Origin of the sequence: Algibacter miyuki (assembly GCF_030409805.1) — a bacterium.
Taxonomy (GTDB): Bacteria; Bacteroidota; Bacteroidia; order Flavobacteriales; family Flavobacteriaceae; genus Algibacter; species Algibacter miyuki.
This window is the reverse complement of record NZ_JAUFQP010000010.1, coordinates 504750-522220: the sequence shown is the minus strand read 5'-3', so window position 1 is coordinate 522220 and position 17471 is coordinate 504750. Positions and strand designations below refer to the sequence as shown.

Here is a 17471-nt window from a genome sequence, read left to right as displayed (position 1 = left end):
TAACACATTCGCTAAAGTATAAGAGAATTTAAAATAACGAAAGAAATTTCAGTATTTGAGTTTTAAATTACATTTCTTTATTAAATTTATAAATTCCAATAATTAATAATCAATAGGGACTCTTTAGAGTCACTTTATAGTTTAGATCACCATTTAATGTCAAAAAACCAGCTAAAAGCAGATATTAACTTCGAACAGGAGTTATGGAAAGCAGCAAACGAATTACGAGGCGCAGTAGCCGAGAATCAATATAAAGATTACATCTTGCCGTTAATATTTTTAAAGCACATATCCGAACGTTATGAGTTACGCAGAGATGCCTTAAAAGATTTACTAGAAGATAAGGCGTCAGATTATTATACCGAAGATATAGAGGAACAAAACTATGTTTTAGAAGATCCAGACGAGTATCTATCTAAAAACACATACATTATTCCAGAAAAAGCCACTTGGCAATTCTTGCAAGACAATGCAGAGCAAGATAATATTAAGGTTTTGGTAGATGATGCTTTCGATGTTCTCGATCAAACATTAGCAACTTATAGACCAGATTTAAAAGGTATTCTACCGCGTATTTTTGTGAAAAGCCAATTAACGGCAAAACAAGTCGCAGGTTTAATTAACCTATTAGCCAACCCAAAACTATCCGAAAAAGAAAATCCAGATAGTGATATTCTTGGGCGTGTGTACGAGTATTACATTGGTAAGTTTGCGATTGCAGAAGGCTCTGGCGCAGGGCAATTCTTTACACCAGGTAGTATAGTACGTTTACTAGTAGAAATGATTGAACCTTACGAAGGTAAAATCTTCGATGCCGCATGTGGTTCTGGTGGTATGTTTGTTCAATCGCTTAAGTTTTTACAAGCCCATAATGGAGATAAAAAGAACATTTCTATTTACGGACAAGAGCGTTATGATGGTACACTACGTTTATGTAAAATGAATTTAGCCTTACGCGATTTATCATTCGATGTACGCTTAGGAGATTCTTTACTACAAGATAAATTCCCAGACTTAAAAGCCGATTTCATAATAGTAAATCCGCCGTTTAATGTCAGCCAATGGCATCCCGAAGATTTACCTGAAAACGATCCAAGACTCTTTGGTCCAAAAGATGAATTTACCACCGATGGTAGCGCCAATTATATGTGGATGCAAACCTTTTGGAGCCATTTAAGTGGTACAGGTACAGCAAGTGTGGTTATGGCAAATGGAGCCATGACCTCTAATAATAAAGGTGAGAAAAACGTACGCCAACACATGGTAGACCATAGCATGGTTGACTGCATAGTGCGTTTACCAGACAAATTGTTTTTAACCACAGGTATTCCTGCATGCATTTTTATTTTAAGTAAAAATAGAGATGGTAAAGATGGCAAACATAGAGAACGCACCAACGAAATTCTTTTTATAGACACCTCTAAAATGGGCACTATGGAAAGTAGAAAACTACGTGTGTTTACCGATGAAGATATTGATAAAGTAACAGAAACCTACCACGCTTGGCGTAATATAAAAGGTGATTATAATAACACCGACGGTTTTTGCTACAGCGCAACCCTAGAAGAAGTACAAAAGCAAGATTACAAACTAACTCCTGGTATTTACGTAGGTACGGAAGCGGTTGAAGATGATGGGATTCCTTTTGAAGATAAAATGGAAACCTTAAAAGCGCAGTTGCAAACCCATTTTGAAAAAGGGAATGAATTACAAAAGCAGATTTTAGAGAATTTTGACAAGTTTTAATATATGGATTTTTTAGAAAATAGTAATATCGACTTTAAAAGCTTAAAAAAAGTAGTTGGACCTAAGTCCGACCTTAAAAGTTTAGCTGAAACTTGTGTTTCTTTTGCAAATGCACAAGGAGGTTCAATTATTGTTGGTATTGAAGATCGCAAATCAGAGCCGCCTAAAGATCAGAAAATTGAGCAAGAAGCAGCAAATAAGACCATATCAAGGCTTAGAGATTTAACCGATTCTGTTGGTATTGTAAACCCAGAAATTATTACTCACGAAAATGGAGGAGAGTATTTTAAATTTATGATACATCCTTCCACGCGTACAATTGCTACAACTTCTACAGGTAAAGTTTTTATTCGAGTTACAGATAATTGTGTGCCTGTTTCTGGTGAAGAACTTACCAATTTAGCAGCAGAAAAAAGTGCTTTTCAGTGGGAGTTGGTCTCTGTAGGAAGAATAAGATTAGAGGATGCAGACATAAATCAAGTCACTTATTTTATAGAGCAAATTCAAAATTCGAAATTTGTTTCAGATTTTATAAAAGAAAAATCTAACGAGGAAATTTTAGAGTTTTATCAATTAATTAATCAAGAAGGCTTTTTAACAAACTTAGGTGTAATTTGGTTAGGTAGAGCGAATCAACGAGCCCGATTAAGTTATCCCTTAACTATTCAGTATATTGTTTATAATGACCTTGAAGAGAAAATAAGAAAAAAGGACTGGCACTTTCATTTACACAACCCTAAGGAATTACTTATCGAAATTGAAAAAGAAGCTATAGAGCTAAATTATTCAACAGAAATTTCTAGTGGACTCTTTAGGAAACAATTACGCAATTATCCAAAAGAAGTAATTCGAGAATTACTTATTAATGCCATTGCACACAAACGATATACCATTTCTGGAGATATATTTATAGAAGTATATCCCGACAGAATGGTAATTACTAACCCTGGTGGTTTGCCTTTAGGTATTACAGCCGATAATATTTTGCATGAAAGACACAGGCGTAATCCGCATTTAATACAAACACTTCATGATTTAGGGTTAATGGAAGGAGAAGGTTCTGGTTATGATCTTATTTATGAAAAACTAGTAAGAGAAATAAAGCCTTTACCAGTAATAGAGAGTTCCATTAATAAAACTGCGGTTACCGTATATTCTGGTGTTGTAGACAAAGAGGCATTAGAGATTTTAGAGTATATTTCACAACACTTTAAATTAAGTCAAAAAGAATATATTGTACTTGGCTTGGTGGCTTCTGATAAAAAAATACTTTCTACACAATTATCCTTTAAATTACAGTTATCTACAGAAGATCGGTTAAGAAGTTGGTTAGGTAGCTTATTAGAAAAGTCTATTTTAACCACAAGAGGTATTAAAAAAGGAACAGAGTATTTATTAAACCCAGCCTTATTTTCACAATCAAAATTAAACATCGTTCCTACCTTAAAAACAATAGATAAAGAACAGTTAAAGCATTTAATTATTGAGTATCTAAAATATAATGGTGAGCGTTCTAAACAAGAAATCCATAAGCATATTAAAGATGTAGAACTAAACGATATTCAAAAGTGTTTATATGCACTCACAGAAGAGGGGCGTTTACTTCCTTTAGGAGGTAGAAAAAATAGAACATATAAATTGTCTAAAAAAAAATAAATGAAAAATAAAAACGAAAATAAAATAGTTAAAACACAGTGTTTACAAGGGGTTTTCTTTTTATTTCTTTTTAGGTTTTTAAATAAAAAATAGAAATAAACCATTTTTAATGTTCAAAAAAACAAGTTTGCTCATGTGATATGAACAAACAAAAAGAATGAATAAGTAATAAAAAAATTAATGCCAAATAACTGGAAAACATATAAACTAGAAGACATTGCCAAATTAAGAAAAGAAGGAATTAAACCTTCTGACTTTAATGGTGAAAAGTATCTAGGTTTAGAACATATCGGACAAGGAAATTTTTTATTGGATGGAATAGGTAATGCAAGTGAAGTTTCAAGTAATAAATCAAAATTTGTTGAAGGAGATATTCTTTATGGTAAAATAAGGCCATATTTCAAAAAGGTTTATAGACCTAAGTTTTCAGGAATATGTTCAACGGATATGCTAATAATTAATACTAAAAATGAAAGTTTAGTTTCTCAAAGTTATTTACATCAGTTTATAAAAACTCAAGAATTTACGGATAAAGCAACAGAAACTAGTACAGGAACAAAAATGCCTCGTGCAGATTGGAACAATTTAAAACAATGGGAAATTCCATTTCCCCCACTCCCAGAACAAACCCAAATAGCAAACATCCTATCAGCAATAGACGATAAAATAGAAAACAACCTAGCCACAAACAAAACCTTAGAAGGCATGGCTATGGCATTGTACAAGCATTGGTTTGTAGATTTTGGCCCTTTTCAAGATGGCGAGTTTGTAGATAGTGAATTGGGGATGATTCCTAAAGGTTGGGAAGAAAAGAAAATAGATGATCTGGCGTATATACTAAATTCCAAAAGGATTCCTTTAAGTACAGGACAAAGAAGTAAAAGAAAAGGTGAATATCCATATTATGGGGCATCAGGTGTAATTGATAATATTGATGATTTTATTTTTGATGGAGAATATGTAATTATATCTGAAGATGGAGAAAATTTGCGCTCACGTAAAACTCCTATTGGCTTTAGTGCTATTGGTAAATTTTGGGTTAATAATCATGCACATATTTTGGAAGGAAAACAAAACGGAATTAATAAACTGGTTATTTGTCATATTGCCCAAATGGATATGAATCCGTATTTAACAGGTGCTGTTCAACCAAAATTGAATAAAAGTAATTTACTATCAATTGGTATTGCGATGCCAAAGGAGGATTCAATTATTCAAGAGGTTTTAGCTGAATTTTATTCATTATCTAGATTGATTTTTTCAAATGAAAAAGAAAACCAATCCCTAACAAAACTCCGGGACACCCTATTACCAAAACTAATAAGTGGAGAAGTCCGTTTAAAAGAATTTAGAGCACAAGTAGAACACCTAGTTTAATTAATAAGATTCCTGTTTTCACAGGATATGAATTATGACAACAGAAGCAACCATAGAACAAGCCACTATAGATTGGTTAACCGATTTAGGTTACAAACACCAATTAGGCACAGCCTTACCACAAAACCATAATACCGAAGTGGTATTAAAAGATAGGTTGCTTCAGTTTATACAACAGCAATATCCAGATATTCCAAAAGAAATTCAAACCTTAGCAGTATCGGAGTTTACCAATAATGCAGGAGCCGATTTAGAGCATCGTAACCGCAGCTTTCATTTAAAACTCACAAAAGGGATTGAGTTTGCTTACGAAGATGCTTCGGGTAAAGAAAAAGCAGTACATATGTATCCTATAGATTTTACAAACCCAGAAAATAATAGCTTTTGGGCAGTGAATCAGTTTAGCATTACAGGAAAAAATAAACGTCGACCAGACATTATTATTTACATTAACGGTTTACCATTAATTGTTTTTGAATTGAAAAACTGGTACGATCAAAACACCAACGTAAAAGAAGCACACAACCAAATACAGCATTATAAAAAAGATATTCCGTTGTTGTTTGAGTATAATGCTCTAACTATTATTAGCGATGGTAACGAGGCGCAACATGGTATGTTTAGTTCGGGTATGGAATGGTTTGCAGCTTGGAAAAGTATTAACGGTAGAGATACCGTACAAGACAACGATTTCCAAATGCACACCTTGTTATTCGGTTTATTTCCAAAAGATAGAATACTTAATTATATAAAAAACTTCATTTTTCATGAAGATCATAATGGAAAGCTCATAAAAAAAGGAGCCAAATACCATCAGTTTTTCGGTGTTAATTTTGCGGTAGACGCAGCAAAAAAATCGGTACGCCCGTTTGGTGATGGTCGTATTGGTGTCATTTGGCATACCCAAGGTTCGGGCAAAAGTATTTCTATGGCGATTTACACAGGTATTTTGCGTAGTCTTCAAGAATTAAAAAATCCAACCATTGTTATACAAGTCGACAGAAGTGATTTAGACCGACAACTGTATGAAAACTTTGTACTCGCAAAAGATTTAGTTGGCGATGTGCAACATGCCGATACCACAAACGATTTACGCAAGTTATTAAGCGCAGGTGCTGGCGGTGTTATTTTTACAACTATTGAAAAGTTCAGATTAAAGCAAACCACAGACGAGGCTTTAGGCGAATTGGAACATCCTATTTTGTCCGATCGCGAAAACATTATCGTTATGGCAGACGAAGCCCACAGAACGCAATATGGTTTGCTAGATGGCTTTGCTTCTAATTTACGTAAAGCGTTGCCAAAAGCGTCTTTTATAGGTTTTACAGGAACGCCCATAGATAGTAAAGATGCCGATACACAAGAAGTATTTGGGTCTGTAATTCATACTTACGATATTAAACAAGCGGTAGCCGATAATGCCACTGTAAATATTTTTTACGAACCCCGTTTGGCTAAGCTTCATTTATGGAATGAAAGTATTGATGATGAAGTTGATGAAATAACCGAAGGTGAAGAAGATAATAGTAACCTGAAATGGGCCGCTATTGAAGATGCCGCAGGAAGTGAAGATCGTGTTAATAAAATAGCAAAAGACATCTTAAACCATTATACAAACCGAACGAACACCTTAAAAGGGAAAGCGATGGTGGTTTGCATGAGCAGACGCAATTGCGTAAAAATGTATAATGCCCTAACCGCTTTAGACGGTTGCCCAGAAGTCGCCGTAGTGATGACAGGAAATATCTCTAAAGATCCAGTAGATTGGAATCCACACTTTAGAACAAAAGATGCTACTGAAGGGATAAAAGCACGATTTAAAAAAGAAGACGATCCTTTAAAAATCGTGATTGTTAGAGACATGTGGTTGACAGGTTTTGATGCACCTTGTGTTCACACCATGTATGTAGATAAAATTATGAAAGGTCATAATTTAATGCAAGCCATTACTAGAACCAACCGTGTTTTAAAAGATAAGAAAAACGGGGTTATTGTAGATTATATTGGTATTGGCGATAACTTAAAAACAGCAACTAGTAAATATACAGGCAGTGGCGGAGAAGGCAAGCCAACAATTGATATGGAGCAAGCTTTAGAATTGTTTTTCAATCAAGTTGAAATATGCAAAGCCTTTATACCTGAATCTATTGATTATTCCGATTGGAAACGTTTGCGTGATGCTGATAAAGTGCTTTTAGTAAAAGCAGCATTAAATCATGTGATTAAATACGATGAAGATGCAAACAATTACATGAAGGCAGAGAAAACATTGTCTAGTCTGTTATCTATTGTAAAAAGCCAAACCGAAATACAAGCGTATGCTGTAGATGTATTATTTGCGCAACATGTTTCTAAAGCTTTGCGAAACGCCAAATCGGTAACATCAAGTAGAGGCGAGCAAAAAGAAAGAATTAAAGAACTGATTAGTCAAAGTATCGATTCTGAGGATATTGTTGATGTATTCGCCATGGCTGGCATAGAAAAACCAGATATCTCCATTTTAGATGAAACCTTTTTATTAGGAGCAAAAAATGAAAAAGATGGACACGCTTTAAAAATAGAATTGATTAAAAATATTTTAAAAGATGAAATCAAATTACGTCTTCATAAAAATATTAAAAAATACACATCTTTAAGAGAGGAACTTGAAAAGGTAATAGAACGCTACCACACCAATGCATTAGATAGTTATGCTACTATTGCCGAAATGGTAGAACGTGCAAAAGACTTACAAAATGAAGATAAACGTACCGAAGAGCTAGGACTAAGCGAAGAAGAATTAGCGTTTTATGATATTCTGGCAGCAAAAAAAGATATTATAAAAGAAGAAGGCCCCATTCAAGATATTGTACATGCGGTGGTAAAAGCGGTAAAATCTAATCTTCAATACGATTGGACTAAGAAAGAAAATGCCAAAGCAGCTATTAGACTTGCTGTTAAAAAGGAATTGCGTAAAAAAGTAAGTTTAGCAAAGCTTAATGAAATTCTAGAAGAAATTATGCAGCAAGCCGAAGGTCAGTATAGTGATTGGAGTGCTTAAACTTGAAGTGCATATATTAGAATTTAGTTATAGTTAATCGTTAATTTAATTTTTTTAATCTCAATTTTAGTTCTTTTAAATTGAATAACTAGCAAATGTTTTATAGTTATTAATTTTTGTTATATTTCTTTTTAATAGATTTGTTTAAACACATAATAGCTCCCTAATTTAATGAACCTTATACTTGAGGAAATAAGTAAAAAAAACGAAAAGGTTTTTAAAACCTTTTTTGATAAGCATTATGAAGAATTTGTTGTTTATGCAAATGGTTATCTTTTTGATAAAGATGCCAGTGAAGACATTGTTCAAGAAATCTTTATATATATATGGGAGCATGCAAATAAATTAAATATTGAAACTTCTTTAAAGGGCTATCTCTATACTATGGTTAGAAATAGATGCTTTAACTACTTAAAGTCCATAAAGATTACTGATAATTTAGAATTATTGGATTTTAATATCAATTTAATTTCTGAACATGTTTTTAATTCTACTTCTGAAGAAGATAAAGCCATTGTGTACCATCAAATCTTAAAAATTGTAGATACGCTTCCAGAAAAAATGCAACAAATTGTTAAACTTAAATTTTTGCACAATTATAAGTACTTAGAAATTGCCAAAGAATTGGGTATTTCAGTTAACACAGTTAAAACGCAGTTAAAAAGAGCTAAATCTAAAATCGCAGAAATGGTAACAGTTATCCTTATGTTGCTTAAATTAAATCAGTAAAAATCCACTTTCTTTGATTTAAATTTATGTAATTTCAATTTTTTTTAAAAAAAACGCAATTTTTTTGTCACCCATTGTTACCTAATCGTTGTCATAATGTTAAAGCATGCTAATACAAGACAACTAAATGGAATTCAAATTAATTTTAAAGAAACTAAATGATACCCTTTCTGAAGAAGAAGCCACTATTTTTTGGGAATGGTATAATGAGTCCGAACTTCATAAAGCATATTTTAAGAAAGTTCAGGGAAATTATCATGATGATAACTTATTAATAGATATTGAAAAAGGTTGGAATGCAATAGAAAAGAAGATAAAGCCGAAAGAAGTTAAGAAAACTAACTATTTAAAGTATGTTGCAGCAGCATCTATTGTGTTATTAATTTCTATTACTTTTTTAATTAAGAAGGAAAATGTTAATGAAGTAGTTGATCCGGTAATTACTAATAATACTATAAAAATAGGATCAGATAAGGCTACTTTAACTTTAGAAGATGGTACTGCGATTTCATTAGAAAAAGGGAAACAATACATTTCTGATAATTTATCTAGCGATGGTGAAGCATTGGTTTATAAAGAACCTAGTGTAGCTACAAAGGAAATAATCTACAATTATTTAACCATACCAAGAGGTGGCCAATATTTCGTGAAATTATCCGATGGCACTCAAGTTTGGTTAAATTCAGAAACCCAGCTTAAATATCCAGTAAGTTTTAGAGAAGGCGCCAGTCGTCAAGTTGAACTTGTTTACGGCGAGGCTTATTTTGATGTCTCTCATAGTAGTGAGCACAATGGAGCCGATTTTAAAGTGCTTCATAATCTACAAGAAATACAAGTCTTAGGAACAGAATTTAACGTCAAAGCCTATAAAGATGAAACCAGTATCGCTACAACATTAGTGAAAGGAAAAGTAGTAGTGAGCGTTGAAAATCAAAGAAAAGTACTGAAACCTAGAGAGCAATTTAACCTAAATACTGATACTAAAAAATCAAGTGTATCCTCGGTTGATGTGTATTCAGAAATTGCTTGGAAAAATGGACTATTTAGCTTTAAGGATAAAACCTTAAAAGACATTATGAAGACATTATCAAGATGGTATGATGTTGAAATTGTTTTTGAAGACAAGTCGCTAGAAGATATCCATTTTAAAGGCGTGTTAAATAAAAATCAGGATATCGAAGATATTTTGAAATTAATCCAAAATATAAATTTTATAGAAGCCTATGACATAGAAAACAAAACAATATTCTTGAAAAATTAAAAATAAAAGGGAGCAAAGTTTTCAACTAGCCAAAGAATATCACTTTATCCCCCTTTTTTGAATCATTAATCAATTAAATGTTTAACTCACTAACAATATTTAAATTTATGAAAATTAAACCAACAAAAGATTTTTTTTGTTTAAGAAAAAAATTATTAACAACCATTATGAGAGCATTTATATTCTTATTATGCACAACCGTTTTTAGCTTTACACCAGATAATGTGCTGTCTCAGAACGTTAAAATAACTATTAACGCCGATAAAACGATAACTGTGGATCAGATTTTTGATCTTATTATGAATCAAACCGATTATACATTTATTTATCAAGTGAACATGTTTAAAGATTATCCGAAAATTCATCTAAGGAAAGGAACTGTTAAAGTTAATAACCTTTTAGAAAGGAGTCTGTCAAATGGCGATTTTAGTATAAAATGTATTGAAAATAATACCATACTTATTGTAGAAAATGAAGCCGTTCAGAGTAAGGTTTCTGGAATAGTTACAGACAACAACGGCGTGCCTGCTGCAGGAGTTAATGTTCTTGAAAAGGGCACTAAAAATGGAACCTTTACCGATTTTGATGGAAAATATACCATAATTGCAACAAAAGGAAGTGTTTTGGTTTTTAGCTATGTAGGTCTAAAAACTAAAGAGATAGTGGTAGCTAACAGTTTAGAAATTAGTGTAACTCTAGAAACAGATTCAGAGTCTTTAGATGCCGTTGTACTAGTAGGTTATGGAAGCCAAAAGAAAAGAGATTTAACAGGGTCAGTCTCTACCATTAATGTTGGTGAAATAAATAAATCAAATCCAATAAGTTTAGATAATGCATTAATTGGTAGGGCTTCAGGTGTGCATGTGGTCACAGCATCAGGAGCGCCTGGCTCAGAAGCGTCAATAAGAATTAGAGGACTAACCTCTGTTTTTGGAAATAATGAACCACTTTATGTTATTGATGGACTTCCAATTGAAATAGGGCAAGGCTTAGGGAATTCCTTTTACGCAGAGAGTTCATATTCGCAGTTATCTCCTTTATCTTCAATAAACCCTCAGGATATTGAGAGTATTGATATTTTAAAAGATGCTTCAGCAACAGCTATATATGGTTCAAGAGGAGCAAACGGTGTTATAATTGTTACAACCAAAAAAGGTAGTTATTCTTCTGTACCTAGTATTAGTCTTAGTGGAACTACAAGCATCTCTAGGTTTACTAATGATTATTCTATGCTTAATTCAGAACAGTTTCATGATGTTATAGAACAAGCTTATGGCAATGCAGGAGCAAATCTTCCTGCTGATAGCTCGCTATACCCATACGGTACAAATGTTAATACTGATTGGAAAGAAGAAACAGACCAAGGGGCTATTAATACAAACTACTATTTAAATGCGAATGGTGGTTCTTTAAACGGGTCTTCACTTTATTCGCTTTCGGCTGGAGTTACAGATCAAAAAGGAGCCATATTAGGAACTAGCTTTAAAAGAAATACCTTAAGAACAAAGTTAGAAACCAAACTTTCTGACAAACTTAGAGTCGGGACTAATTTCAATTACAACGATTCAGAAAATAAAGGACGAGGAAATACATTTTATTATCAAACCGTAAAATATAGACCAGATATTCCTATCTATGACGAAAATGGTGATTATGCTTATGATGCACCTAGTTTTTCGTTTCAAGCAAATCCTTACGCAAAAACAACATACCCTAATTCTGTTACAAACAAAAGCATAATATTATCATTATTTGGAGAATACGAAATAACCAAAGGGCTTTTCTTTAAAACAACCTATTCTTATAGAACTTCAGATAATTCTAGTTTTAGATACACACCAAGTTATGACCCATTAGAATTGGCTTATTCTCGTAAAGGAACCCTTAAGCAAGGAGAAAATACATTTTCTTCTAGAGTTTTAGATAACACTCTTAATTTTAATAAAAAAATTAATAAGCATGATATCAATTCTGTTATAGGTGTTTCACATACACAAAACAAAAGTGAATATTCTAATGTTAATGCTACCAATTTTCCTGATGATGAGGTTTTAATAACGCCAGGAGCTGCATCAAATGTTGCTTTAACCACTGGAGGTACTATTAGTGGTTTATCATCATCTTTTTTAAGAGTTAACTATAATTATAGTAATAAATATTATGTAACTTTTACTGGTAGAGCAGATAAATCTACCAAATTTGGACCCGAAAATAGATGGGGATATTTCCCATCTGGTGCAATAGCTTGGAGAATTAGCAAAGAGTCTTTCTTAGAAGATGTTGATTTTGTAAATGATTTAAAATTTCGTACATCATACGGAAAAACTGGATCTGCTAATTTTTCAGATTTTCAATATGACACTTTTTTCGCTGCAGGGAGTTTTTATAACAATAATAATGGGGTGGTTTCAAATACAATTCCAAACCCAAATATTAGATGGGAAACCACTAACCAGTTAGATGTATCATTAGATTACTCTTTGTGGGACAGAAGAATTAATGGGTCTTTAGGATATTTTAATAAGAAAACCTCTGATCAAATATTACTTAGAGACGTTATTTTAGAAACAGGTGGTAGTAGTCAATTTTCAAATATTGGAGATTTTTTAAATAAAGGTTTTGAATTTCAAATTGGTATAGATGTTATTTCAACTGATAAATTTCAATGGACTACCGACTTAAATATAACATCAATAAAAAGTAAAGTACTTAAATTAAATGGCGGATATTATAATAATTTAATAGAAGGAGAATCAATTAGTTATTTTTCTGGATATAAAGTAGCAGGTATTTTTCAAAACCAGACAGAAATAGATGATTTAAATACTAATTCTCCCAATGGTGTTTATCAATCTGCTAATACGGCTCCAGGTGATTTTAAGTTTGCTGATGTAAATGGAGATGGATATATAGGTGATGATGATAATAATATTATTGGAAAAGCTGAACCAGACTTTTTTGGTGGATGGAGTAACATTATTCGCATTGGAAATTTTGAAGTTTCTGCATTATTTAATTTTAGTGTTGGTAATTATTTATACAATACTAATAAAACAGATCTATTAATTTTTGACACACATACAAATAATTACTCAACAGGAATTTTAGATGCTTGGTCTCCAACAAATACAAATACTGATATTCCTCGTTTGGCGTTAAGAGATCCAAATAACAATAGTAGAAATTCTGACTTTTTCATTGAAGATGCTTCATTTTTTAGACTTAAAAATATAAATGTCACATATAAACTTAATCCTAGCCTACTTAAAAAGCTATTTATTCAACGGGCAAGCTTATCATTATCGGCAAGTAATATTTTTGTAATTACATCATATAGTGGCTTAGACCCTGAAGTTAATTACAACGGTTCAAATAACTTTAGACAAGGTTATGATACCGCCTCTTACCCTCCTGTAAAAACCATTTCATTAGGATTAAATTTAAACTTATAATATTATGAAAGCAATAAAATTTACAAAGCATATAGTTTTTTTAACTACGTTTTTATTTATCACCTCTTGTGATTTAGTTGATGTCACAGATATACAACCTGTATATCAGGTATCAGAGAAGAATGTAATTACCAACATAGATCAGGCTCAAACAGCATTGTATGGCACTTATGGAATATTAATAGATGGATTAGAATTTACATCATATGTACCTGGGTTTTCTTCCTTAATGGGGTTAACTATGAAAGTTGGCAGTAGAGGGCCAGGTAGTTTTAGTCAGTTTTTTAACAATGAAGTTACCTCAGAAAATGCTTATATAGAATTGCTATATACAAAAATGTATTTCCTTTTAAATAATGCAAATCATATCATCACAAAAACTGAGAAACTTGATTCTGATGATTCTAGAAAAAATGAAATTATTGCAGAGGCAAAAACATTAAGAGCACTAACAAATTTTTATTTATTAAGGTTTTGGGGACAGTTTTTTGATGAAAATTCAAACTACGGAATTGTCTTAAAAGAAGAACCAATTTCGGATGCTATAATTCAAGGTAGAGCAAACGTTAAGGATACCTATGCGCTAATTTTAGAAGATTTAGATTATGCCATACAATATGGGCCAGATTTTTCAAACACATTCTATACATCAAATTTATTTGCTAAAGCGTTAAAGAGTAAAGTATTGCTTTATAAAAAGGATTATACTACAGCAGCCAAACTTGCACTTGAAGTAATTGAGGCTGATGATAGAACTTTAGAAGATGCTTTTGCTGATATTTTTACAAAAAAAATAGCAAATACCAAAGAAGTATTATTTCAAACTCCTTTTGATAATGCCAATGATAGAAACAACAAAGCATTTATATTCAGATCTTATTTTGGCCTAACTGACTTTTACAAGGACTTTATGGAGGGGGATTTAAGAAAAAGTGCAGCTATAGCTTCTAATGGCGTAAATAATAAGTTTAATAATTCAGTTTATAATGGCGAGGCACTTACGGCAGACACAGAATATTTTATGCGTTTAGGAGAGGTTTATTTAATATATGCTGAAGCAGTGTTAAGAGGAGATGATGATATTGAAGCCTCGTTAGATGCGTTGAATATGATTAGAGAACGAAGTGATAATACACTTATTGAAACAGCCGATAAAACTGAGCTTTTAGAAGCTATTAGAAAAGAGAAAATATATGAATTAGGTGGTGAAGGTGGCGAAGAATGGTTTGATTTAGTACGTTATTACAAAGAAGGAGATCTTGATATTAATGACTTTAAACCTATTTCTTCTGATTCTAAACTTATTTTACCAATACCTTTTCAATCAGTTAAACTATCTAACAATATGATAGATCAAAATCCAGATTATTAATGAAACATTTTTCTATTGCATTAGTTTTTTTATTTCTATTCATTTCTTGTAAAGAAAAGCCAAAACCAGATTCAGAAATTAATTTCAAAAACGGCTCCTTTACTAGTTTACTTGAAATAGCGAAAAAAGAAAATAAATTAATTTTTCTTGACTGTTATACATCTTGGTGTGCTCCGTGTAAATGGATGGATAAAAATGTTTTTACTAAACCAGAAGTTTTTAGTTTTTATAATAAAACTTTTATTAATGTAAAACTGGATATGGAAAAAGGCGAAGGCCCTGAAATTGGAAAAAAATATGGAGTCCAATCATTTCCTACCTATTTGTTTATAAACCATAAGGGAGAAGTTATACATAAATCTGGATCTAAAATGAGTGCAGAACGCTTTTTAGATTTGGGGCAAAATGCAATTAACCCTAAAAAAGCATTAGGCACTTTAGCTAAATTTTATGAAGAAGGAAAATTATCCGTAGACGAAAAGCTAGATTATGCCATAGCTTTAAGAAAAAGTGGCGCCTCTAAAAGCAAAAAAGTTTTAGATGAGGTGATGTCTCAGGTAGATAGTACTTGGTTAAAAACATATTCTGGATGGAAACTTGTTCAAGCTTTTACTTCTAATGAAGAAAGCGATTTATTTAAATTACTTAATAAGAATAAATCATTATACAAAGAAATCGCTGGAGAGTCTGCCATAAATAAAGTTTATGAGAAAGTGTTGAAAAGAAACATATACCAAAGTTTAAACACCTTGAATAGCACCTTATTTTTATCACAATTAGATTCTTTGAAAAAAATCACAGATAACCCTAAAGATGTAGCAATTTTACATTGTGAATACTTCTTAAAAACAAAAGATTCTAAAAAATTCATAGAAACGTCTAATTTTTATGTTGATAATGTGTTACAAAACGATCCAGAAACAATTGCTTTTATTGCAAGGTCTGCGACTCGTGATGAAACGGATATTGATAAAGATATTCTAAAACAATCGGCTTATTTAATATCTAAAGCTTACCAAATGCCACAGAATAGTTATGGTACGGTTTCAACGTACGCCCTAATACAAAGTAAGATGGGTAATAAAGAAGAAGCCATAAAAGCAGGAATACTTGCGGTAAAAATGGCCGATACCATTAGCACTAAAGTAAAAAAGATTGCTAAAAAAAAGCTAGAAGCCATTCAGGCACAATTTGCTAATTAATTTATTTATAAACCATCCATTATAAAAATGGATGGTTTATAAATAATATAAAAAAAAACAGAGAACAGATGAAAAATATCGTAAAATTATTTTGCATACTATGTCTAGTATCATGTAAAAAAGACCATGAGAAAGACTACATTATTCTATCAGGTGAAATAGCAAATAAAATACAAGATTATATAGTTGTTTCTATTAACAATACAGAAATAAAAGATACCATACAATTGTCTTCAACCGGTCATTTTATAGATACTTTAAAGGTTGATAATGGGGCGCATTTAATATCTCATGGAAAAGTGTATCTAAGACCTTATTTTGAGAAAGGGTATAACGTTACATTAAAATTTGATGCTAACGATTTCAATAATACGTTAACGTATGCAGGAAAAGGCGCTGAGGCTAATAACTATATTTTAGCTAAAAGACAAAAGGAATTGAAATTAATAAAAAACAGAAAACACTTTTATAGCTTAAGCGAAAAAGATTATAAAGAAACAGTCGCTAAAATTAAGGATACCAGTATAAGTTTATTGGCTAAAAATTTGAAAATTTCTAATGATTTTAGAAAGAAAGAGTTAAGAAATATAAGATATGAATACATCAATAACCTATTAAGTTATGAAGAGTTTCATAATTATTTTACAAAAGATAACACGTTTAAAGTCTCAGAGCAATTTCTTCCAGATTTAAAAGATTTTGATTTTAATAATGGTGATGATTATCTCTTTTCTTCAGCATATAAAAGAATATTAAATATAAATTTAAAGAAAACGGCAAAAACATTAATAGAGGAAAATAAAATGCCAAGAGACATAGCTAATTTAAAAGAAATAGCAGCTATACAGAATGATACCATTCGTAATAGTTTATTGTACAGTGAATCTGTTTACGGTATTACATATACAAGTAGCTTAGATGAGTTTTATAAAATATTTATGGAAGGTTCAACAAATAGCGACCATAAGGCAACTATTAGCGATAACTATAAAAAATTAAAAAAGGTAGAAAAAGGGCAAGTTTCACCGCAGTTTGTCGATTATAAAAACTATTCGGGAGGCACAAAGTCATTATCCGATTTTAAAGGTAAATACGTGTATATTGATGTATGGGCAACATGGTGTGCACCTTGTAAAAAAGAAATTCCTTCTTTAAAAGAAATTGAAAAAACGTACCACAATAAGAATATTGAATTTATAAGTATTTCAATTGATAAAACCTCGGATTACGAAAAATGGAAAAGAATGGTTTCTAAAGAAAACTTAGGAGGCGTTCAGCTATTTGCGGATAATGCTTGGGAATCTCAATTTATTCAAGAGTATTTAATCAAAGGAATCCCTCGTTTTATTTTATTAGACCCTCAAGGTCATATTTTGACAGCGAATGCGCCTAGACCATCCGAACCAGAACTAATTGGTTTATTTAATGAATTAAGTATATAGCAATGTCATGCTAAAAAACATTTTTTTTAATTTTAATATTTAATTAATAGGGGTAAAACTTAATTATTTTGTTTTAATAAATAACAGCGATTATCAATTAAAGTCTTTACTGTTCAAGTTTTAAATTAGTCACTCTTTAATGAACAAAAAGGTTTTTAAGGGCTGTACATAAAAACAATTTTTATGTACAGTTA

At 31.6% G+C, this 17471-nt stretch carries 10 protein-coding genes; all 10 read left to right on the top strand.

Annotation, left to right across the window (positions count from 1 at the left end; genetic code table 11):
• The first annotated feature begins 156 nt into the window (after window positions 1-156).
• Window positions 157-1746 carry a type I restriction-modification system subunit M gene (locus QWY92_RS10240; protein WP_290270905.1) on the top strand — a complete coding sequence of 530 codons (1590 nt, stop codon included), beginning with the start codon at window positions 157-159 and terminating at the stop codon, window positions 1744-1746.
• 3 nt (window positions 1747-1749) lie between these two features.
• Window positions 1750-3402 (top strand): ATP-binding protein, encoded by a 1653-nt coding sequence (locus QWY92_RS10235; protein WP_290270903.1) that lies wholly within the window; start codon window positions 1750-1752, stop codon window positions 3400-3402.
• A gap of 180 nt (window positions 3403-3582) precedes the next feature.
• The gene (locus QWY92_RS10230; RefSeq protein WP_290270901.1) at window positions 3583-4779 is read left to right on the top strand and encodes a restriction endonuclease subunit S; all 1197 of its coding nucleotides are present in this window, start codon (window positions 3583-3585) and stop codon (window positions 4777-4779) included.
• A 34-nt stretch (window positions 4780-4813) separates the two neighbouring features.
• Complete coding sequence (locus tag QWY92_RS10225) at window positions 4814-7819, top strand: type I restriction endonuclease subunit R (protein ID WP_290270900.1); 3006 nt, start codon at window positions 4814-4816, stop codon at window positions 7817-7819.
• Between the two features lie 171 nt (window positions 7820-7990).
• Complete coding sequence (locus QWY92_RS10220) at window positions 7991-8548, top strand: RNA polymerase sigma factor (protein ID WP_290270898.1); 558 nt, start codon at window positions 7991-7993, stop codon at window positions 8546-8548.
• A 127-nt stretch (window positions 8549-8675) separates the two neighbouring features.
• Window positions 8676-9809: a FecR family protein gene (locus tag QWY92_RS10215; RefSeq protein ID WP_290270897.1), complete on the top strand. Its 1134-nt coding sequence runs from the start codon at window positions 8676-8678 to the stop codon at window positions 9807-9809.
• Window positions 9810-9976: 167 nt separating this feature from the next.
• A complete protein-coding gene (locus tag QWY92_RS10210; protein WP_290270894.1) occupies window positions 9977-13261 on the top strand; it encodes a SusC/RagA family TonB-linked outer membrane protein in 3285 nt (1094 codons plus the stop codon).
• 4 nt (window positions 13262-13265) lie between these two features.
• Window positions 13266-14633: a RagB/SusD family nutrient uptake outer membrane protein gene (locus QWY92_RS10205; protein ID WP_290270893.1), complete on the top strand. Its 1368-nt coding sequence runs from the start codon at window positions 13266-13268 to the stop codon at window positions 14631-14633.
• Window positions 14633-15835: a thioredoxin family protein gene (locus tag QWY92_RS10200; protein WP_290270891.1), complete on the top strand. Its 1203-nt coding sequence runs from the start codon at window positions 14633-14635 to the stop codon at window positions 15833-15835. The genes QWY92_RS10205 and QWY92_RS10200 overlap by 1 nt, the downstream gene beginning before the upstream one ends.
• Window positions 15836-15903: 68 nt before the next feature.
• Window positions 15904-17277, top strand: a complete 1374-nt coding sequence (locus tag QWY92_RS10195; protein WP_290270889.1) for a TlpA family protein disulfide reductase — start codon at window positions 15904-15906, stop codon at window positions 17275-17277.
• Window positions 17278-17471 lie beyond the last annotated feature (194 nt).

What these genes read in the sequence shown, in the direction of transcription:
- QWY92_RS10240 (WP_290270905.1), top strand. Translation starts at nt 157, where the DNA reads ATGTCAAAAAACCAGCTAAAAGCAGATATTAACTTCGAACAGGAGTTA.
- QWY92_RS10235 (WP_290270903.1), top strand. Translation starts at nt 1,750, where the DNA reads ATGGATTTTTTAGAAAATAGTAATATCGACTTTAAAAGCTTAAAAAAA.
- QWY92_RS10230 (WP_290270901.1), top strand. Translation starts at nt 3,583, where the DNA reads ATGCCAAATAACTGGAAAACATATAAACTAGAAGACATTGCCAAATTA.
- QWY92_RS10225 (WP_290270900.1), top strand. Translation starts at nt 4,814, where the DNA reads ATGACAACAGAAGCAACCATAGAACAAGCCACTATAGATTGGTTAACC.
- QWY92_RS10220 (WP_290270898.1), top strand. Translation starts at nt 7,991, where the DNA reads ATGAACCTTATACTTGAGGAAATAAGTAAAAAAAACGAAAAGGTTTTT.
- QWY92_RS10215 (WP_290270897.1), top strand. Translation starts at nt 8,676, where the DNA reads ATGGAATTCAAATTAATTTTAAAGAAACTAAATGATACCCTTTCTGAA.
- QWY92_RS10210 (WP_290270894.1), top strand. Translation starts at nt 9,977, where the DNA reads ATGAGAGCATTTATATTCTTATTATGCACAACCGTTTTTAGCTTTACA.
- QWY92_RS10205 (WP_290270893.1), top strand. Translation starts at nt 13,266, where the DNA reads ATGAAAGCAATAAAATTTACAAAGCATATAGTTTTTTTAACTACGTTT.
- QWY92_RS10200 (WP_290270891.1), top strand. Translation starts at nt 14,633, where the DNA reads ATGAAACATTTTTCTATTGCATTAGTTTTTTTATTTCTATTCATTTCT.
- QWY92_RS10195 (WP_290270889.1), top strand. Translation starts at nt 15,904, where the DNA reads ATGAAAAATATCGTAAAATTATTTTGCATACTATGTCTAGTATCATGT.